17 protein-coding genes and 1 tRNA gene are annotated in these 18,642 nt (G+C 57.1%); 14 read left to right on the top strand and 4 right to left on the bottom strand.

What is annotated here, in order from left to right; translation table 11 throughout:
- Window positions 1-46 precede the first annotated feature (46 nt).
- A complete protein-coding gene (locus tag JO972_RS02950) occupies window positions 47-529 on the bottom strand; it encodes a GAF domain-containing protein (RefSeq protein ID WP_309488506.1) in 483 nt (160 codons plus the stop codon).
- 92 nt (window positions 530-621) lie between these two features.
- Here JO972_RS02950 and dnaX point away from each other — a divergent pair, with 92 nt between their 5' ends.
- The 9 genes from dnaX (at window position 622) to JO972_RS02905 (ending at window position 10,231) form a co-directional block, all read left to right on the top strand.
- On the top strand, window positions 622-2,262 hold the full coding sequence (dnaX, locus tag JO972_RS02945; protein WP_309488505.1) for a DNA polymerase III subunit gamma/tau: 1,641 nt from the start codon (window positions 622-624) through the stop codon (window positions 2,260-2,262).
- A gap of 51 nt (window positions 2,263-2,313) precedes the next feature.
- Complete coding sequence (locus JO972_RS02940; protein ID WP_309488504.1) at window positions 2,314-2,619, top strand: YbaB/EbfC family nucleoid-associated protein; 306 nt, start codon at window positions 2,314-2,316, stop codon at window positions 2,617-2,619.
- A gap of 44 nt (window positions 2,620-2,663) precedes the next feature.
- Window positions 2,664-3,668: an endonuclease/exonuclease/phosphatase family protein gene (locus tag JO972_RS02935; RefSeq protein ID WP_309488503.1), complete on the top strand. Its 1,005-nt coding sequence runs from the start codon at window positions 2,664-2,666 to the stop codon at window positions 3,666-3,668.
- Between the two features lie 44 nt (window positions 3,669-3,712).
- Window positions 3,713-4,882 (top strand): tRNA guanosine(34) transglycosylase Tgt, encoded by a 1,170-nt coding sequence (gene tgt / locus JO972_RS02930; protein ID WP_309488502.1) that lies wholly within the window; start codon window positions 3,713-3,715, stop codon window positions 4,880-4,882.
- A 2-nt stretch (window positions 4,883-4,884) separates the two neighbouring features.
- Complete coding sequence (yajC, locus tag JO972_RS02925) at window positions 4,885-5,226, top strand: preprotein translocase subunit YajC (protein WP_309488501.1); 342 nt, start codon at window positions 4,885-4,887, stop codon at window positions 5,224-5,226.
- A 700-nt stretch (window positions 5,227-5,926) separates the two neighbouring features.
- A complete protein-coding gene (secD, locus tag JO972_RS02920) occupies window positions 5,927-8,431 on the top strand; it encodes a protein translocase subunit SecD (RefSeq protein ID WP_309488500.1) in 2,505 nt (834 codons plus the stop codon).
- A 208-nt stretch (window positions 8,432-8,639) separates the two neighbouring features.
- A tRNA-Asn gene (locus JO972_RS02915) sits at window positions 8,640-8,714 on the top strand.
- Window positions 8,715-8,776: 62 nt separating this feature from the next.
- Window positions 8,777-9,121 carry a low molecular weight protein tyrosine phosphatase family protein gene (locus tag JO972_RS02910; RefSeq protein WP_309488499.1) on the top strand — a complete coding sequence of 115 codons (345 nt, stop codon included), beginning with the start codon at window positions 8,777-8,779 and terminating at the stop codon, window positions 9,119-9,121.
- 135 nt (window positions 9,122-9,256) lie between these two features.
- Window positions 9,257-10,231, top strand: a complete 975-nt coding sequence (locus JO972_RS02905; protein WP_309488498.1) for a ThuA domain-containing protein — start codon at window positions 9,257-9,259, stop codon at window positions 10,229-10,231.
- A 21-nt stretch (window positions 10,232-10,252) separates the two neighbouring features.
- Here the strand turns inward: JO972_RS02905 and acpS are convergent, their stop codons facing one another.
- The gene (acpS, locus tag JO972_RS02900; RefSeq protein WP_309488497.1) at window positions 10,253-10,636 is read right to left on the bottom strand and encodes a holo-ACP synthase; all 384 of its coding nucleotides are present in this window, start codon (window positions 10,634-10,636) and stop codon (window positions 10,253-10,255) included.
- A complete protein-coding gene (locus JO972_RS02895; RefSeq protein WP_309488496.1) occupies window positions 10,633-11,379 on the bottom strand; it encodes a pyridoxine 5'-phosphate synthase in 747 nt (248 codons plus the stop codon). Before JO972_RS02895 ends, acpS begins: the two co-directional genes overlap by 4 nt.
- A 129-nt stretch (window positions 11,380-11,508) precedes the next feature.
- Here JO972_RS02895 and JO972_RS02890 point away from each other — a divergent pair, with 129 nt between their 5' ends.
- The 4 genes from JO972_RS02890 (at window position 11,509) to JO972_RS02875 (ending at window position 15,620) form a co-directional block, all read left to right on the top strand.
- Complete coding sequence (locus JO972_RS02890) at window positions 11,509-12,357, top strand: hypothetical protein (RefSeq protein ID WP_309488495.1); 849 nt, start codon at window positions 11,509-11,511, stop codon at window positions 12,355-12,357.
- Window positions 12,358-12,399: 42 nt separating this feature from the next.
- Window positions 12,400-13,251 carry an NAD(P)-dependent oxidoreductase gene (locus JO972_RS02885; RefSeq protein WP_309488494.1) on the top strand — a complete coding sequence of 284 codons (852 nt, stop codon included), beginning with the start codon at window positions 12,400-12,402 and terminating at the stop codon, window positions 13,249-13,251.
- A 72-nt stretch (window positions 13,252-13,323) separates the two neighbouring features.
- A complete protein-coding gene (locus JO972_RS02880) occupies window positions 13,324-15,117 on the top strand; it encodes a Na/Pi cotransporter family protein (protein ID WP_309488493.1) in 1,794 nt (597 codons plus the stop codon).
- 53 nt (window positions 15,118-15,170) lie between these two features.
- A complete protein-coding gene (locus tag JO972_RS02875) occupies window positions 15,171-15,620 on the top strand; it encodes a DUF3592 domain-containing protein (protein ID WP_309488492.1) in 450 nt (149 codons plus the stop codon).
- 79 nt (window positions 15,621-15,699) lie between these two features.
- Here JO972_RS02875 and JO972_RS02870 read toward each other — a convergent pair whose 3' ends face one another.
- A complete protein-coding gene (locus JO972_RS02870; protein ID WP_309488491.1) occupies window positions 15,700-17,166 on the bottom strand; it encodes an NfeD family protein in 1,467 nt (488 codons plus the stop codon).
- A gap of 311 nt (window positions 17,167-17,477) precedes the next feature.
- Between JO972_RS02870 and JO972_RS02865 the strand changes: the two genes are divergently transcribed.
- On the top strand, window positions 17,478-18,608 hold the full coding sequence (locus JO972_RS02865; protein ID WP_309488490.1) for a DNA-directed RNA polymerase subunit alpha: 1,131 nt from the start codon (window positions 17,478-17,480) through the stop codon (window positions 18,606-18,608).
- Window positions 18,609-18,642 lie beyond the last annotated feature (34 nt).

Raw genomic sequence — 18,642 nt, 5'->3', positions numbered from 1 at the left:
CAACATCAATCCTCAGACATCTCGGTCACATGATCACCACAGCCGACTACTCGGCCTCAGCAAACACCGCCCGCACAATGCGCTCGAGCCCCTGTTGGTCCTGATCGTCAAAGGCCTCCAACTGGTCACAATCAACATCCAACACCGCGATCAACTTCCTTTCGGGATCGAACACCGGCACCACAATCTCACTCAGCGAGCGTGCATCGCAGGCGATGTGACCTGGAAACGCATGGGTATCCGGCACGATGATGGTTTGCTTTTGCGAAGCCGAGGCACCGCAGACGCCGCGATCGAGAGCGATGCGCAGGCAGCCGGGTGTGCCCTGATAGGGACCCACCACCAGCCCTCCATCGACCATCCGATAGAAGCCGGTCCAGTAAAAATGCCCGAAGGTTCCAGCCAGAATCGAGCTCACCGAGGCCATGCGAGCGACCTCATCTGATTCACCCTCAAGCATGCTGGTGATTTTCTCATAGGCTTCACGGTAGCGTTTCTCCTTGGTTTCGGTGCTGGGCAAATTGGGCATACCCATTTGATGCATCACAACCCACGAGGCGATCCAGAGAATTTTTGAATTTCGCCATTTTCAAAATCCGCATCTCCACTAAGTTACCCCGCGTGAGCTACCAGGTTTTTGCCAGAAAATATCGCCCGAAAACGTTTGCCGACGTCCTCGGCCAGGATCACGTGGTTTCGACACTGCGGAATGCCATCGAGCGCGACCGACTCGCTCATGCCTGGTTGTTTGTGGGCCCACGCGGCACCGGCAAGACCTCGACCGCCCGAATTCTCGCCAAGGCACTCAACTGCCCCGAGGGCCCGAGCATTGATTTCGACCCCGACTCCGACATTTGCCAGGAAATTGCCGAAGGTCGTTCACTCGATGTCCTCGAGATTGATGGTGCCTCGAACAATGGCGTCGAACAGGTTCGCGAACTGCGTGAGAACGTCCAGTTTGCGCCCTCGCAGGGGAAATTCAAAATCTATTACATCGATGAGGTTCACATGCTGAGCACAGCCGCCTTCAACGCCCTGCTGAAAACACTGGAGGAACCGCCGGAGCACGTGAAGTTCATCTTCGCCACCACCGAGCCAAACAAGATCCTGCCCACCATCATTTCCCGTTGTCAGCGCTTTGACCTGCGCCCGATCCCCACGGAAACCATCGCCAAGCACCTGCAGTTCATCGCCTCCGAGGAAGGGGTGTCGCTGGACGATCCGGCGGCTTGGGCGATCGCCAAAGGGGCCGACGGCGGCATGCGTGACGCCCAATCGATGCTCGACCAGCTGGTCGCCTTCTGTGGCGACACCATCACCGAGCAGAACGTGCTGGAAATTTTCGGTTTCACCTCTCGGGAAACCGTCGCCGCCCTCGCCAGCCATCTCTTGCAAAAAGACAATGCCGGTGCTCTGGAGCTGATTCACCAGCAGGCGGAGTCGGGTAAAGAACTCACCCAGCTGCTGGGCGAGCTGATTGGCTGCTTACGCGCCTTGCTCGTCAACCGTCTCGACCCCAATGCCGGCAACGAAGGGTTCCCCGTCGCCGTTTGGGAAGCACTCAGCGAGGTGGCAACCAAGACACCCACGGATCGACTGCTGGCACTGATCGACGTCCTCGCAGACACCGAAGGTCGGATGAAATGGGCGTCGAACAAACGCCTCCATTTTGAGATTGGCCTGATCAAAGCCATCCAATCGCTCAACGATGCCCGCATCAGCGACGTGATCAAAGCGCTCGCCGGAGCAGGAACCATCGAAGCCTCCAGCGAGTCAGTCGCACCCAAGGAAGCCCCTGCGCCCGCTGCCGCGGAAACCCATTTCCCCGAGACACCCAAAACCCCGGAACCTCCGGAACCCGAGCCAGAACCAGCACCGGAATTCAAAACCCCAGCCGCCCAGGAGCCAGCACCGAGCCCAGAGCCAACAGCGGATCCTCAACCCGAACCGGCTCCGGCGCCAACACCCGCCCCAGAACCGGCTGCCGACTCCACCCCACCGTGGGAAGAGCCGAAACAAGAGCCCAAACCTGCCGCCTCGGAAAAACTTGGCTTTGACGCCCTGATCGACGCCGCCGATGACGGCCCGGCCGCCGCCATTCCCCAAGCTGGCCCATCCCTCAACCCAGAGCCCAGAGCGGAGGAAAAATCCGAACCGGAAGCCGAGCAAAAAGATGAAGAGCTCCCGGCAGAAGACACCTTCTATCAGGACCCCTTAATCCAAAAAGCCCTCGAAGTTTTCGAAGGAACACTGAAGTCTTAAGCTCACACATCAACATCCCCACCCACTCTCAAAAACAACGATACTAATACTATGGATATTCAAAAACTCATGAAGCAAGCCCAGGAAATGCAAGCCGGGATGCAGAAAACTCAGGAAGAACTCGCAGCCAAAACCGTTGAAGCCACCGTTGGCGGAGGCAAGGTCACCGTGGTGGCCACTGGCGCTGGCGATATTCAATCGATCTCCATCGACCCCTCCGTTGTGGACCCCGAAGACGTGGAATTCCTCGAGCAATTGGTGCTCTCTGGCGTTCAGGAAGCCGCAGCCAAAGGAAAAGACATGGCTGCCAAAGAAATGGGCAAACTCACTGGCGGCATGGGCCTTCCGGGAATGTGAGCCTCGCGCCCTGACCCCAGCCCTCTGCCTCCCGCCCCCCGAACATGCGCCGCTGGCCTCCACGACTACTGATCATCGCATCTTTCGGGCTGCATGTTTTCACCGCCGCCTGCTACACGCGGCAGCCGGACATGATGGCGGCATTCACCGTCTACCCCTTATGGATGTGGGGACTGATCGGGCTGGCACTGACCGCTACGGCGTACGTCTTCTGGCGGGCGCCGCTTTCGCTGGTGATGACCATCATCTGGTCGCTCACCATGCTGTTTTTCTCCGATGAATCCCTGCCGCTGGCACGCATCGGTCAAGAAGCCCCGAAGCCGGGTCCGGCGGAAGAGTTCATGGGACAGGACACCCTCCGTGTTTGCACCCTGAACTGGGGTGGAAAAAAACACAACCGGCAAGAGGTCGCCGCCCAAGCCGAGCGCGTGGCCTCCTACCATCCGGACATCCTCCTGCTGCAGGAAGTTCACCCCTGGCAGGCCAAAATGATCGCCGATGCGCTCTATGCCCATGGTGGCGATTACCGCACCAGCTCGAACTCCGCGATCATCACCCGCTGGAAAGTCCACCTCGGCATCCACAACCCCATGCCACACAGCCAGCACATCACCCTGAAACTCCCCTCGGGACGGATGATCGACTGCGCCAATTTCCACCTTCGCTCCGCCAACACCGACATGCGCCTCTGGCGTCGCAGCTGTTGGAAATCGCACGCGCTGAACCGCCAACTCCAGCGCCGCGAGGTCTTTTACAGCCTGTCCTTACTCAAGCACAACACGCCCTACCCTACGCGCCCCGTCATCGCGGCCGGCGATTTTAACGCACCGGCCACCGATCCTCTGCACGATCTGCTGCGCAAGGACTTCATCGATTCCTTCGCCACCGTAGGCACTGGCTGGGGCAACACCTGGCACCGCCGCATCCCACTGCACCGGATCGATTACATCTACAGCTCTCCCCTGCTTCGTCCCGTGCGCTCGCACACGGTCATCGTTCCCGCCTCGGACCACCGAATGTTAGTCAGCGATTTCATCCTGATGCCCTAGGCGCCACTCCATCTTTTTCCACTGTCCCAACTTCCAACCTTTCCATGTCGTTTACACTCCACCACACCTGCCCTGACACCTCGGCACGCACCGGCACACTCAAGACCGCGCACGGCGATATTCAGACCCCTATTTTCATGCCTGTGGGAACCCAGGGCATGGTGAAAACTCTGTCGCCCGATGAACTGATCGATATCGTCGGCGCTGAGATTATTTTGGGCAATACCTACCACCTGAACTTGCGCCCCGGCCTGGAGGTGATCCGCCAGATGGGCGGACTGCACAAGTTCAGCACCTGGGAGAAACCCATCCTGACCGATTCCGGAGGATTCCAAGTCTGGTCACTGGCCAAACTACGCAAGATCACCGAGGAAGGTGTCAGCTTTGCCAACCACATCGATGGCTCACGCACCATGCTCAGCCCCGAGGCCAGCATGGAAATCCAGGCCACCTTAGGCAGCGACATCGCCATGCTCTTCGATGAGTGCCCGCCATACCCCTGTGAGGAGAAATACGCGGCTAACTCCCTGGCCCTAACCACGCGCTGGGCACGCCGCTGCAAGGAATGGCACCAGGAAAATGCCTCCAAACACGTGCCGTGGCAGCTCAAACCTGAGGGCGCCAACCTGCAGCACGATCTACCGCAGCAAATCTTCGGCATCGTTCAGGGCTCGATCTACTCCGACCTCCGTGAACAATCGGCTAAGGAGCTGGTGGAGATCGGTTTCGATGGCTACGCCGTCGGTGGCATCTCCGTGGGAGAGCCGGAACACGAAATGCTCCGCGCCATCGAAAATGCGGTGCCCTTTTTGCCCGAAGACAAGCCGCGCTACGCCATGGGCCTAGGCACGCCGCCGCAGATGCTCGAGATGATTGCCCGCGGGGTGGATATGTTCGATTGCGTGATGCCGACCCGTGTCGCGCGCCACGGCCTCGCCTTCACCCTCGACGGCCCACTGCACATTAAAAATAAAGAATTTGAGTTCGATGCCGCACCGCTGGATGAGACCACCCACCCGGCGCTGCAGAAATACTCGCGCTCCTTCATCCGCCACCTTTTCCGAGCCAAGGAAATGCTCGCTTTAAGGTTGCTTTCCCTGCACAATCTGCATTTCTTCCTGCGCCTCATGCAACAGTCGCGTGAGCACATTGAAGCCGGCACTTTTGTCGAGTTCAAAACCCAATTTACCAAGCGCTACCTCAACCAATCCTAATCATGAATAACACCATCCTCATCCTCGCCGCCGATACTAACTCCGGCGGACTCTTCGGCAGCCCCATCATCATGATGCTGCTTATGTTCGTCATCTTCTGGGTCGTCCTGATTCGCCCTCAACAGAAGCAACGCAAAGCCCTCGCCGCCAAACAAGCCGGCCTGAAAAAAGGCGACAAGGTCGTCACCATCGGCGGCATGCACGCATCTGTGAACGCCGTCAGCGAGAAAACAGTCAGCCTGAAACTCTCCGAAGGCATTTTCGTGAAATACGACAAATCCGCCATCGCCACCGTGCTCACCGCCAAGGCTGACGCGGAAGCGAAGACCGAGGAGAAAAAGTAAGGCACTCTGGCCACGCGCCAGCACCCGACCCTCATTCCCCACGACGGTTTTCATCGTCCCCCCCCAAGCCCACGCTGCAGAACGCTCTGACAGCAGCTTGTAAAAAATCACTCGCGCCCTCCGCCGCACTAACAGCGGCGGAGGAAACGCAAACCGGGCCAAGAGCAAACACGGGCCCGCCGGAGGCACCCAGTTCCGCCTCCAAGCACTCAGCGGCACCCGCAGAGGTTCACGCACCATTGGCCTCGATGACCAGGTGCTCAGCGCCCCGGTAGAGCAATCGACCTTGGGAAAACGCTTTTAAAACTCCAGGCATGGAAAACAGCCCCACAGCCAAGGTTTGATCGCCTCCTTCATGTCGTCACTGCGCCAGCCACTCCAACGCATCCACGAGCGCCCCATCGTGGCGGCAACCGACCCATGAGCCAGAACGCCACGGCAACAAAATGGCACATGCTTGCAAGCTACCCACCTGGCACCAAGTAATCCTCCCTGCAAAAACAGCCCACATTCACCTCAAACTTGTCGCCTCAGCGGCCACGACCTGCGCCAGATCCTTCAAAGATTGCAAAAAATCGCCCCCAGCCCAATCCCCCGCTTGCCAAACAGCTGCTCAGCGACTACATGCACCCTTCACCTGACCATTGTGCGTTAGGCGACTAATTCCCCCGATTCTCAGACAAACCAATAACCGATACTCATGCTAGCCTCTCTCTTTAGTGACGACCGCCTACTGGTCTTTCTCGCAGGCCTTGGACTCCTTGCCCTGTTCTTCTGGTATTTCGCCACAGATTTCGAGCGGAAGAAACGCAACATCGGCACCATCATTGTGGCCCTGATCGCGGTCTTCAGCATGCTCGCCATTGTTCCCAAGGAAAAATGGATGGACGTGATCACCGGAAAAACTCCGATCGCCGAAGCTTCCAACCTCAAGGGCGGCATCGACCTCGTGGGTGGTTCCTCGTTCACCCTCCGCGTGCAACCCAGCAAGGACACCAATGGTGAGCCCATCCCCCTGAGCTCCAACTCCGTGCAGCAAGCTATCAAGACGGTGGAAGACCGCTTGAACGCATTCGGCACCAGCGACCTCTTGATCATCGCCCAAGGTGAAGACCGTATTCTGGTGCAAATGCCCGGCGTCTCCCCGCAGGCAGCCGAAGAGGTTCGTATTACTCTTGAACAAATCGCCAAGCTCGAACTCAAGACCGTGCACCCCGAAAGCCGTATTTTGGCTGACCGTGTGGCTGCCGACCCTGAAAATGAGATCGTCCCCGGCTACGAGCTGAAAGTCCTCCGCGACACTGACGAAGACGGTAAAGCCACGGCGGAAAACATCCTCGTCAGCCGCCGCGCCTCGCTCGACGGCTCCTACGTGGTCCACGCCCAGGAACTTTACGGCCCTTACGAAGGCAAACTCTCTGTTGAACTCAACAGCGACGGTGCCACCAAGATGTTTGACCTCACCAAGCAAATGCGCCACGGCCAAGACCGCCTAGCGATCGTGCTCGACGGTGAAGTGCTCAGCGCCCCCGTGGTGCAGTCGTCACTCGGCAAGAACTTCGAAATCTCCGGCATGGAAAATGCCGCCGAGGCCAAATCACTGGCCGCAGCCCTGCTGAACCCCTTGAAAAACCCACTGCTGGTGGAAGAGCAACGCGCCGTTTCCGCTACCCTCGGCAAGGAAACCGTGCATCAGGGAATCTTTGCCGGTATCGCCGGTCTGGGACTGACACTCATCTTTGTGCTGATCTACTACCGTTTCGCGGGGATGATCGCTCTCATCGGCCTGGCCTTCAACATCATCGTGCTGTTCGGCACCATGGCCATGTTCGGCTTCACCTTCACCCTCCCCGGTATCGCCGGGATCATCCTCACCATCGGTGTTGCCGTGGATGCCAACGTGCTGATCTACGAACGTCTCCGTGAGGAATTGGCCGCAGGAAAGTCCATCAAAGCCGCTATTTCCGCCGCTTACGATAAGGCCTTCTCCGCCATCTTCGATGCCAACATCACCACCCTGATCACCGCGCTCATCCTGTTCTGGCGTGCCAGCGGCACCGTCAAAGGTTTCGCCGTGACACTGACCATCGGGATTCTCGCCTCCATGCTCGCCGCCCTACTCTGCACTCGCGTGCTGTTCTGGTGGTTCTCTGACAAGGAGAAGATCAAGAAGCTGAACTTCATGAACCTGATCCCAAACCGCGCCTTCGACTTCTTGGGTCAGCGCAAACTGGCATTCAGCGTCTCGGCTGTGCTCCTTCTCGCCAGTATTTCCACTCTGGGGATCAAAAACGACAACGCTCTCGGCATCGACTTCGCCGGTGGCGCCCAGCTGACCTTCCAGTTTGAAGGTGATGTGATGATCGACCAAACAGCGGCCCACGACGTGATCGAGTCGCTCACCCTTTCCAAAACCGCGAGCTCGTTCGAGGAAACCAACTCCGCCGGCAATCACCTGCTGACCGTGCGTTGCGCCGTGGAAGATGTTCCCGTCATCGAGGAAGGTCTGCGCAAGAGCTTCCCTGTGCTGCAAGAGCAAGTGCCCGCCTTGGACAACAACGGTCAACCCAAACTGGACGGCGCCAACGAGCCCGTGCTGGAATACAAGTGGCAGACCAATGTGGAGACCGTGAGCGCCTCGCTCGGTAAGGAATTCCTCACCACCGCGGTGTGGGCCCTGCTGATCGGCCTGATCGCCATCATGATCTACATCACCGTGCGTTTCGAATTCTCCTTCGCACTCGGTGCCTTCGCAGCCTTGATTCACGATATCATCATCTGTCTCGGTTTTGTGGTGCTCAGCGGCGAAGAGCTCTCGCTGATCCACGTCGGCGCCTTCCTGACCATCGCCGGTTACTCCATCAATGATACCATCGTGGTGTTTGACCGCATCCGTGAGGACCTCCGGGTCAAACGTGGTGATGTCAAGGAGGTGATGAACAACGCCATCACCAGCACCCTGTCACGGACCGTGCTGACATCGATCACGACCTTCGTGGCCGTGCTCGTGCTGTTCATCTTCGGCGGAACTGCCCTGCGCGACTTCTCCTTCACCATCATGATGGGTGTTGTGATCGGAACTTACTCCTCGATCTTCATCGCTTCCCCCATCGTTTACATGTGGAGCAAACTGCGCGGCATCAACCTCCGTCGCGAGCTTCTCGATGCCAATCTCGAAGCCGAAGTAAACCCTGCGAAGAGCTAAACAACTGAGCTTCAATTAGCCAGTATCAACCCATCATTCATCCAACGGCGACACTTCGGTGTCGCCGTTTTTGCGTCCGGAGGGGGTGAAAATCGACCTCTGAAAAAAAACGCATTTTTCCTACGAAAACTTCTTGCAAAGAATCAGAATTCTGGCATTTTCCCGCCCGTCCCAGCCGACAGCGGCTGACGACAGAATGGAAATCAAATCCTGCATAGCTCAGCGGTAGAGCGGGTGACTGTTAATCACTAGGTCCTTGGTTCGATCCCAAGTGCAGGAGCCATTTCCAAACTATCCCACCCACCTCAACGGTCGGTGGGATTTTTTTATTCCACCGATACGCCCATGCCCCCGATTCGTGTCCTCTTCGTCTGCGCCAAGAACCAGTGGCGTAGCCCCACGGCTGCGGCGATCTACCAGAATGATGCCAGGCTGACAGTGCGCTCGGCCGGACTCAGTCCGCAGAGCCGCTGCGTGGTCTCGGCCAAGCTGCTCGCCTGGGCCGACTTGGTGATGGTCATGGAGAACCGTCACGCGGCCAGACTGCGCGAGCGGTTCCGCGCCGAGATGGAATTGCCGGAAATCGTCTCACTCGATATCCCCGATGATTTCCCCTTCATGGACGCCACCTTGATCGACTTGCTGCGTTCTGCGGTGGAAATCCAGTTAGACGATTGGCTGGCGTCCTGAATCCGGCAATCGCCACCACAGAATTGGCACATGCTTCCACAATAACTGCTTGCTCGCTGACAGAGAGCATTTATTTCTTGGGTATTGTAAGGACTGCCCACACTGCGTGGTCCATTGCACGAATTACCTAACACCATGAAAACAACCGTCCTCTGCCTGATGTCCGTCTTATCGCTCTCCGCGGTGGGAAGTGCGAAAATGAAAGCCCTGATCATCGACGGGCAAAACAACCATGATGTGTGGCCAAAATCCACCATCATGATGAAACAGTATCTCGAAGACACCGGCCTGTTCGAGGTCAAGGTGATCCGCTCCAAGTTCACCTGGAAAGGCAATCGCGAGAAGGAGTTCTTGCCACTGGCTGACGCTGGCGAGACCCAGAATCTGCCCAAATCGAAGCCCGATCCGAATTTCAACCCGAAGTTCTCCGACTACGATGTGGTCGTCTCCAACTTCGGCTGGGGCGCCAGCACCTGGCCCAAAGCCACCCAAGATGCCTTTGTGAAATACATGAAAGAAGGCGGCGGATTCGTCTCCGTGCACGCCGCGGATAACTCCTTCGGCAAATGGGAAGAGTATAACAAAATGATCGGTCTCGGCGGCTGGGACGGTCGGACCGAAAAGGACGGGCCCTACGTTTACTACGATAACGATGGCAAACTGGTGCGCGACACCTCACCGGGCAAAGCAGGCTCCCACGGTGCCCAGCACAACGTCCCTGTGACCATTCGCGTTCCGGATCATCCGATCACCAAGGGCATGCCCAAGCACTGGATCACCGCCAAGGACGAATGCTACGCCAAACTGCGCGGACCAGCACAGAACATGACCATCCTCGCCACCGGCAAGGACATGACAAAAAGAGCCCCGACCAATCGTCACGAGCCCATCCTGATGGTTCTCGATTACCACAAGGGTCGCGTCTTCCACACCACCTTGGGTCACGATGACTACTCCTTCGAAGGTGTCGGCTTCATCACCACCTTCACCCGCGGTGTCGAGTGGGCAGCCTCTGGAAAAGTGACGCTCCCCATCCCTGAGGACTTCCCCACCGCTGAGAAGAGCTCTCACCGTAAGTTCGAGCTTAAAGCTCCTGCCAAAGCCAAGTAAGGCGCTCCGGCAACGATCCCTCTACTCCACCAGCACGACGGCGTTCGCCGCGGCGTAGTGCTGGGCGTGAGTGAGGCTGATCTTAATCTGAGCCAGTTTGATTTTTTCGGCAAACTTGGCTCCATCGCCTGAGAGGAAAACCTCAGGCTCTCCGCTGTCGCGACGGCGGACTTCCATATCCAGCCAGGCGAGATCTTTACCGATGCCTGTGCCCAGCGCCTTGGCCACGGCTTCTTTAGCCGCAAAGCGTGCCGCGTAGTGGATTTCCGGACGCTTCTGACGCTCGCAGTAATCGCGCTCGGGCGCGGTGAACACGCGATCGGCAAAGCGATCGCCAAACTCCGCCATGGAGGAGCCAATCCGCTCCACCTCGACCACATCGATCCCAATGCCGTAGATGTTCATGACGCGTTGGAATCGATCGCTTGACGCATTTCCAGCACTGCCGCAGTCAGTCCGATACGCACGGATGAGGCGATCAGTGTGTGGCCGATGTTGAGCTCCGCCAAATGAGGCACAGTCATGAGCTCCGGCAAATTCTGCAGATTGATCCCGTGCCCTGCATTCACCTGCAGCCCGAGAGAGTGCCCCAGCTCGGCGGCCGCACGGAGGCGCTCGGTTTCACTTTTCCGCTCATCGCCAAAGGCATTGGCAAAGCAGCCGGTGTGCAGCTCGATCATCTCGGCTCCGATACGGGCGGAAGCTTCCACCTGGTTGGCATCCGGATCGATGAACATGCTGACCTTGATCCCCTCCGCCTGCAGCGTGGAAACGGTGAGCTCCAAGCTATCGTAAAGGCCATCGACGTCCAATCCACCCTCGGTGGTGACCTCCTCGCGGGTTTCCGGCACCAGACAGACGAAATCCGGCTTCAGCTTCAAGGCCATGGCGACCATTTCAGCGGTGTTACCCATCTCGAAGTTCAGTGGCAGATCGATTTTCTCACGAATTTCAAAAGCATCCTGCTCCTGCATGTGACGACGATCGCCGCGGACGTGAATGGTGATGGAATCCGCACCGCCGGCTTTGGCATCAAAAGCTCCTTGCAGTGGACTGGGCTCCGCATTGGGCGAGTCCAGCATGTCGGAGTAGCGCGCCTGACGCAGGGTGGCGATGTGGTCGATATTAACACCAAGTAGTATGCTCATAAAATCTGTGGTTGGGTAAGTGCGCTGAATTGTCGTTCCTTCACCGCTTTTTCCAAGCCCTGATTGGAGAAAAGCGAGGGGCGGACAAATGCCGTTGCAATTTACGCCATGCGGGACTTAGTTAGAGCCATGAAAACGATGACGCGCGCCGCCTTGGTTCTTCTGGCCCTGGCATCCGGACTGACACCCATCGTCGCCGACGACGACGACCCCCAGCCGGTCACCCGCCCCTCTGTCCCGGATGACCTAATCGACGACCCTCATGTGCGTGAAGAGCTGGGTGTCAACGAGTTCACCGCACCATCGATCAAGCGCATTTTCGACGATCTCGACAAACTCGCCCCCCTCCCCGCCGATGAACTGGTGCGCGAGATGCCCAAGCGCATGCCGCTGGACCGCACCGACCTGGCGATGGAGATTGGCTTTCTCATTGCCGATGGCTTCATGGCCGTGCAAGGCGGTCAGATGGCCAAGATCGAACCTCTGGCAAAGGATTTGCAGCGCTACGGCCGAGCTCTCGGCGCCGGTGAGCGGGTCAACCGCCACGCCGCCAGCCTGCTGGACAATGCTAAGAAAAACAATGTCGAGGCATTGAAAAAGGAACTCACCGCCACTCAAAGAGACGTGGAAACGGATTTGATCCACCTGCGCGATGTCGATCTGGCCCACCTGATCTCCCTCGGTGGCTGGATCCGCGCCTTGGAGGTCAGCTCCCACGCGGTGCAGAAAAAATACACGCCCGAGCGCGCCAGACAGCTCTACCGCGAGGACATTGCCGACTACTATGAGGGGTCGATAGGCTCGCTCGATCCGCGCATCTCCGATCGGGAGAACGTGAAAGAAATGCGCCGGATTCTCGAGCAAATGAAGAAGGTCATGACCCTCGGTGAGGGCGGACAACCCAGCGAGGAGGACGTCAAAGCCATCTCCACCGCCGCGAACAAGCTGGCCGCCTTGGCGCTGAAACGGAGAAATTAACAGCTCGTTTTCCCCAGCACCCCAGACCATTGCTCTCTGACTATGACTACACCTGCAGACACCACCATCGCCGTGTTCGGACTCGGTATCATCGGCTCCCGCAGCGCCGATCAGCTGAAACAACACGGATTTTCCGTCAAAACCTGGAACCGCAGCCCGAAAGACCGGGAGGACAGCGTAAGCTCGCCCCAAGAGGCTGCCACCGGAGCAGACTTTCTCGCCTTTTACCTTAAGGACGGCCAAGCCATGCGCGAGGTCTTCGGCGCGATTCAAGACACGCTGCAGCCACAACAAACGGTGCTGAACCACTCGACCATTGACCTCGAAACCACCCAGTGGCTGGCGGCGCAGTGTGAGGAAATCGGCTGCCGATTTCTCGATTGCCCATTCACAGGGAGCAAGGTCGCCGCAGGTCAGGGGCAGCTGGTTTACTTTGTCGGGGGAGATCAGGCAGTGCTCGACCACTCCCGCCAAGTGCTCGAAGCCACCTCGAAGGAAATCAAACTCATCGGCCCGGTAGGCAGCGCCACGGTGATCAAGATCGCGACCAATCTGATCTCAGCGAGCACCGTGCAGGCGCTCTCCGAAGCTCTTGCCATCACCACCGCCAACGGCATCCAGCCGGAGGTGCTGACGGAGTCGGTGGCCTCGAACGTCTGTGGCTCGATCCTCGCTGCTATGAAACTCCCCACCATGGCGAGTGGCGATTTCGACACACACTTTTCGCTCGAAAATATGCTCAAGGACAGCCGATTTGCGCTCGAGCTGGCCGACCGGGCTGGGATCGAAACGCCGGGAATCGCCGCTACATCAGCCGCCATGGAAGACGGCTGCAAAAAAGGCAACGCCTCCCTTGACTTCTCAGCCCTCTACAAGGCATATCATACAACGTAGTGACCGTGTGACGGAGTTGTCACAAAAGCGGTGTTACATTTCCGACACACAGCACCTATCTCCGCCCTCCACATGACTTACACACCCGTTCTTGCTGCTAGCCCTTTCTGGGGCGCTTTACTTACGATCCTTACCATCTTAGGGTCATTAGGGATCTTCCTCTACGGCATGAAAGTCATGTCCGAAGGCATCCAGAAGGCTGCCGGTGGAGGCATGCGAAAGGCCCTTGCGACGCTCACTCACAACCGTGTGAGTTCGGTGTTTACCGGCTTTTTCACCACCTCGCTGGTGCAATCATCCTCCGCCACCACCGTGCTGGTGGTGAGCTTTGTGAACGCGGGCCTGCTGACCTTGGTCGAATCCATCGGGGTGATCATGGGCGCTAACTTGGGAACGACCATCACCGCCTGGCTGGTGGCCTGGATCGGAAAGTTCAGTATTTCCAAAGTTGCCCTGCCGATCATCGGCATTGGCCTCCCATTGTTCTTTGTAGGCAAAGAAAAAATCAAAGCCATCGGTGAGTCACTGATCGGTTTCGGCCTCCTGTTCACCGGTCTGGCGGCCTTGAAAAATGCGGTGCCTGATCTGAAAAGCGGTGTCGCCGAGAACGCCCACTTGCAAGAACAGGTCATTAACGTCATCGATTTCCTGAACGGCTTCGGCCCCGGCTCCACCGTGCTGTTTCTGATCGCCGGGATCATCCTGACGGTGGTGGTGCAGTCATCCTCCGCCGCCATGGCCATCACCATCACCTGTGCGTGGAATGGCTGGTTCGGCACAGATCCTCTGGAAGCCTTCCACATCTCCGCCGCCGTGGTGATGGGTGAGAACATCGGCACCACCGTGACCGCCTGGCTGGCCTCCATCGGCACCAGCGTCAATGCCAAGCGCGCTGCCCGCGCTCACTTCCTGTTCAATGTGGTGGGCACCATCTGGGCGATCCTGGCCTTTGGCATCCTCATCCCCTTTGTCTGGGGACTGGTGGATCTTTTCCCCAAGGAAATTGTGGAAATCAAAACTGGCAAGGGTGAAGTGGACAATCCCCTCACCGTGGTTGCCTTTGCTGTGGCCCTGTTCCACACGATGTTCAACCTGCTGAATATTTTCCTACTGGTGTGGTTCGTGCCACAAATCGCCAACCTCGTGCAAAAATGGGTCAAGGACCCGAGCGAGCAAACCACCCAAGAACAGCACCACCTGCGTTACATCTCCCAAACCCTGGTTGACTTGGGCGAACTCAACATCGCCGAGGCGGAAAATGCCATCCGCACCATGTCCGAGCAGTGCGTGAAGATGTTCAATGGCTTCATCGACGTCTTCGAACACCCGAAGGATGACATGTCCGAGCAGGTCAAGGCGCTGAAACAGATCGAGGATGAGGCTGATATCATGATGCAGGAAATCACCGAGTATCTGGTGCGCTGCTCCTCCAAGGACATCGGCACCCAGCACGCCTCACGCATCGCCGGCATGCTGCGCATCACCCAGGAACTGGAGGAGTGCGTCGATTGCATCTACCGCCTGGTGAAACTAAACGAGCGCCGCTACAAGAAGAACCGCCAGTTTTCTCCGGATCAAATCGAATCCCTGCGCGAATACGCCGGCAACACCGCCCAGTTTATCCAATTTGCCGACGCCCACCTGCTACAAAGCATCAGCGATGAGCAGATGAACAAGGCGGAAGAAATCAAGAGCACATCCATCGCCATGCGTAAGAAGCTCAACAAGAGCGCCATGAAACGCATGGCTGACGGCGATGTCCGACTGGAGATGATCAACATCGACATCAACAACCACTTCGAAGCGATCGCCAATCACGTGCTCCACGTCGTCCAAGCCGGACAATCCATGCACCAGAGCGAATAGCGCAACCACGCACCCCGCTCCGCCCAAGTCCAGCCCCTCATCCGTGAAACGACATGGAGCTGCTGGTCGATACCATCGCCATCCTGGTAGGAGCCGCCTGTCTGGTTCTGACAGGCTGGCATGAATGGTTCTGGTGGCGACGCTCCTCCTGGATCAAAACATCCGGCACCGTGAGCGCCATCGACCTCCAAGGGGCCGATATGAACAAGCACCCTCGAATCACCTTTCAACATGAGGGGAAAGTTCAAGAGTTCACCTCCCAATACGGAGGCTCCACTTGCCCAGAGGCCGGCGAATGCGTCACCGTTCTCTATGATCCTGAAACGCTCAAAGCCGAACATTTCACCTTAGGAAACAGACTCCTGTTCACCCTAGCCCCCTTGGCCTTCGGGCTGATGTTCACAGCCATCGGGGTGGTAGGCATCACACCATTGGAAGAAAAGGATGCCGAGCCAGAGGCCCAGCGTATCCAGCAGGAAGGATTAGAGCAAATCCCACGGTGAGTTGTAGGAGCAACAACAGACAAAGCCAGCCGCAGCGTCGTCCATAGACCGCTTATCAAGTCGACTAGGAAGCTTACCCTTACTTCAGCTCCTGCACGAGGATACGAAGGCCGTCTTCGGAGAGAATTACAATTTCTTGCCCGGATTCTATAAAGCCGTTGGCTGCGGTAACATCCAGCACCTTGCCTTCGAACACCCCCTTACCAGCAGGGCGAAGGTCCGTAATCGCCTTGCCGCGCAGGCCAATGTGCTCCGAGCTATCCGGGGAAACCTCCATCCCGGACCCTTTTACCAACTCACGAGTCATCACCAAACGATTGAACAAAGGCACCGAAGGCAGAAATTTCATCATCAGCAGCACCAGCACCACCGAGCCGATCAAGCCAATAGCCAGAGCCAGCGAAGGTCCGTTGATAAAATCCCACGATTGTGCCGTGTCCCAGCCTCGCACGCTATTGTCTTCAAACGCGTAACCATCGATCATGGCCATAAACAGAGACACCAAAATCAAAACGCCACCGACAATTCCCGCCACCAAGGTTCCGGGAATAACAAACAGCTCCACAATCACCAGGATCACCCCAATGACAAAGAGCACCATCAGCCCGTAGCCTGCCATATTTCCAGCCAGGTAGTTGCCGAAGAAAAACAAGCCAAAGGCAAGCAGAGAGATGCCTCCGCCCAGACCGAATCCAGGTGTCTTCATCTCCAGATAAGCACCGCCGATGCCGACCAGAATAAGAACAGCCGACATTGCCGTGACCCAGTATGCGATTTTCTCCATGCCGGAAGGCTCTGCTATGATGACCTCATACTCGGAGAGGCCTTCCTTTTCCAAAAGCTCGTCGATGGACTTCACAATCCCCTTAGCCAGCAAGGGCTTGCCTTCAAACTCTCGCGCTGCCTCGGAGGCCGTCAGACTAAGCAGCTCACCTTTTTCCACCTTGATATCTCCAAATTCGAACTCCTTCTCGCGAAACATCATCGCCCGCAGGACATCCGCATTGCGCTCCTTACTTTCGGCCACGGCGCGCACATAGGCATCGAAGGCGGACTCAATCTTCGAGCGCATCACTTCGTCGATTTCTGTGCCATTGCCATTAACCAGGGCCGCCGCTCCGATGGCGGACACCGGATGCATGTAAATTCCATCGGTGCCGGAGGCCACTAGCGCACCGGCACTGAGCGCCTTCTGATTGACGAAGGCATAGGAAGGCACCTTGAGCTTCTGCAGCTGCACCATGATCAAATCCGCCGTATCCATCGCCAGGCCACCCGGTGTATTCAGATCAAACACCACGGCCTGCGCCTCTTCCGCATTCACCCGCTCAATCACGCGGCGCCAGAATTTGAACGCGTGTTTATTGATCAGGTCCTTCTCACCCACCTCGATCACCACCACCTTGCCGGCGAAGCTTTCTTCATCGGACTTACCAAAAACACGCTTCTCAGCACTGGCCGCCGTGGTGAACGACGTCAGCATCAGCGCGGCAAAAAGCAAGCGAACGAGAAATGTTTGAGAAATCGGGGAGGAAGTAAGTCTCATACCTGCAACTTACACACATTGCGGAAAAAACGATACCGCAAACAGCGACGAATTGCATTTGCCGATCCCCCTGCTCCAACATTCCCTTCACATCGTCTCGCCAGTCCAATCATCAAGCCTGTTCCCCCCTCTCTGCGGCCCAAGTAAATTCATAAAAAAACGATTGCATTCCAAGTGCTTATCCCCTTAATTCCCCGCCCCGCGAGTTCATCCAATCGCCGTAGGTCCTCCGAAAATCAGCCAACTGTCACTCCTTGACGATCCGCTGGTCCATACTCGCCGGAGGGTAACCCGGTTAACACGACTACATTATGTCTGAAGAAACAAATAATACCATTGAAACCACAGAAGAAGAAACAAGCACAGCATTCAAGCTGGACCGTTTCGAACTCCCAAGCCGCCTGACCAAAAACGAGGACACTGAGTCCGAGACCTACGCCCAGTTCACCGCTGAGCCATTTGAAGGTGGTTATGGTCACACCATCGGTAACTCACTGCGCCGTGTGCTGCTTTCCTCCCTCGAGGGTGCCGCCATCACGTCCGTGCGTATCGCCGGTGTTCAACACGAATTTTCCAGCCTCCCAGGCTGCGTGGAAGATGTCACCGACGTCATCCTCAACCTCAAGAAGGTTAAGTTCAAACACCATGGCAAAGAGCCTCGCGTTCTGACCATCAAGTTGGAAAAAGAAGGCGTCATCACCGCTGCCGACATCAACGACGACAACATGTATGAGGTGGTCAACAAAGACCAAATCATCTGTCACCTTGACCGCAAGGTGAAGTTTGACTGCGAATTCGAAGTCAAAGTCGGCCGTGGATTCAACACTGGCGACGAAAACAAGCGTAAGGACATGCCCATCGGCGTCATCGCGATTGACTCCATCTTCTCACCCGTCGTCCGCGTGAAATACGCCGTCGAAGCCACTCGTGTGGGTCAAATGACCGATTACGATAAATTGGTTCTCGACGTCTGGACCGACGGTCGCGTCGACCCATCCGATGCCCTGCTGCAAGCGTCTGCCATCCTTCGTCACCACCTCGACGTCTTCGTCAACTACGATGAAAACGCCGTCGACTTCGAAGAAGCACCTGCCGAGCAGAGCGAAGAGAACGCCGCTCTCAAGAAACTGCTCAACATGAGCGTCAACGAGATCGAACTCTCCGTCCGTGCCGCCAACTGCCTCAACAACGCGAACATCACCACCGTTGGACAGCTGGCCACCAAGACTGAAGCAGAAATGCTCAAATACCGTAACTTCGGTAAGAAGTCGCTCAACGAGATCAAAGAAAAGCTCGTCGAACTCGGCCTTGGCCTCGGCATGAACATCGATCCTTCCCTGCTCACCGGCTCGCTGCCATCCGTGGCCGCTCCTCGCCTCGGTGCAGAAGAAGAAGCTCCTGTCGGCCTCGCTGACCTTATCGCCCAAAACCTTAATGATTAATAACGGATCATTTCCGATCCACTAACTTGTCCGA

It is taken from the genome of Oceaniferula flava (assembly GCF_016811075.1).
Classification (GTDB): domain Bacteria; phylum Verrucomicrobiota; class Verrucomicrobiia; order Verrucomicrobiales; family Akkermansiaceae; genus Oceaniferula; species Oceaniferula flava.
This window is presented reverse-complemented; position numbering and strand designations above follow the sequence as displayed.

Excerpts from the sequence above, each read along its gene's own strand:
- secD (WP_309488500.1), top strand. The coding sequence starts at position 5,927 with ATGCTAGCCTCTCTCTTTAGTGACGACCGCCTACTGGTCTTTCTCGCA.
- JO972_RS02905 (WP_309488498.1), top strand. The coding sequence starts at position 9,257 with ATGAAAACAACCGTCCTCTGCCTGATGTCCGTCTTATCGCTCTCCGCG.
- tgt (WP_309488502.1), top strand. The coding sequence starts at position 3,713 with ATGTCGTTTACACTCCACCACACCTGCCCTGACACCTCGGCACGCACC.
- acpS (WP_309488497.1), bottom strand. The coding sequence starts at position 10,636 with ATGAACATCTACGGCATTGGGATCGATGTGGTCGAGGTGGAGCGGATT.
- JO972_RS02875 (WP_309488492.1), top strand. The coding sequence starts at position 15,171 with ATGGAGCTGCTGGTCGATACCATCGCCATCCTGGTAGGAGCCGCCTGT.
- JO972_RS02910 (WP_309488499.1), top strand. The coding sequence starts at position 8,777 with ATGCCCCCGATTCGTGTCCTCTTCGTCTGCGCCAAGAACCAGTGGCGT.
- JO972_RS02935 (WP_309488503.1), top strand. The coding sequence starts at position 2,664 with ATGCGCCGCTGGCCTCCACGACTACTGATCATCGCATCTTTCGGGCTG.
- JO972_RS02895 (WP_309488496.1), bottom strand. The coding sequence starts at position 11,379 with ATGAGCATACTACTTGGTGTTAATATCGACCACATCGCCACCCTGCGT.
- JO972_RS02880 (WP_309488493.1), top strand. The coding sequence starts at position 13,324 with ATGACTTACACACCCGTTCTTGCTGCTAGCCCTTTCTGGGGCGCTTTA.
- JO972_RS02940 (WP_309488504.1), top strand. The coding sequence starts at position 2,314 with ATGGATATTCAAAAACTCATGAAGCAAGCCCAGGAAATGCAAGCCGGG.
- JO972_RS02885 (WP_309488494.1), top strand. The coding sequence starts at position 12,400 with ATGACTACACCTGCAGACACCACCATCGCCGTGTTCGGACTCGGTATC.
- yajC (WP_309488501.1), top strand. The coding sequence starts at position 4,885 with ATGAATAACACCATCCTCATCCTCGCCGCCGATACTAACTCCGGCGGA.
- JO972_RS02890 (WP_309488495.1), top strand. The coding sequence starts at position 11,509 with ATGAAAACGATGACGCGCGCCGCCTTGGTTCTTCTGGCCCTGGCATCC.
- JO972_RS02865 (WP_309488490.1), top strand. The coding sequence starts at position 17,478 with ATGTCTGAAGAAACAAATAATACCATTGAAACCACAGAAGAAGAAACA.
- JO972_RS02870 (WP_309488491.1), bottom strand. The coding sequence starts at position 17,166 with ATGAGACTTACTTCCTCCCCGATTTCTCAAACATTTCTCGTTCGCTTG.
- JO972_RS02950 (WP_309488506.1), bottom strand. The coding sequence starts at position 529 with ATGCCCAATTTGCCCAGCACCGAAACCAAGGAGAAACGCTACCGTGAA.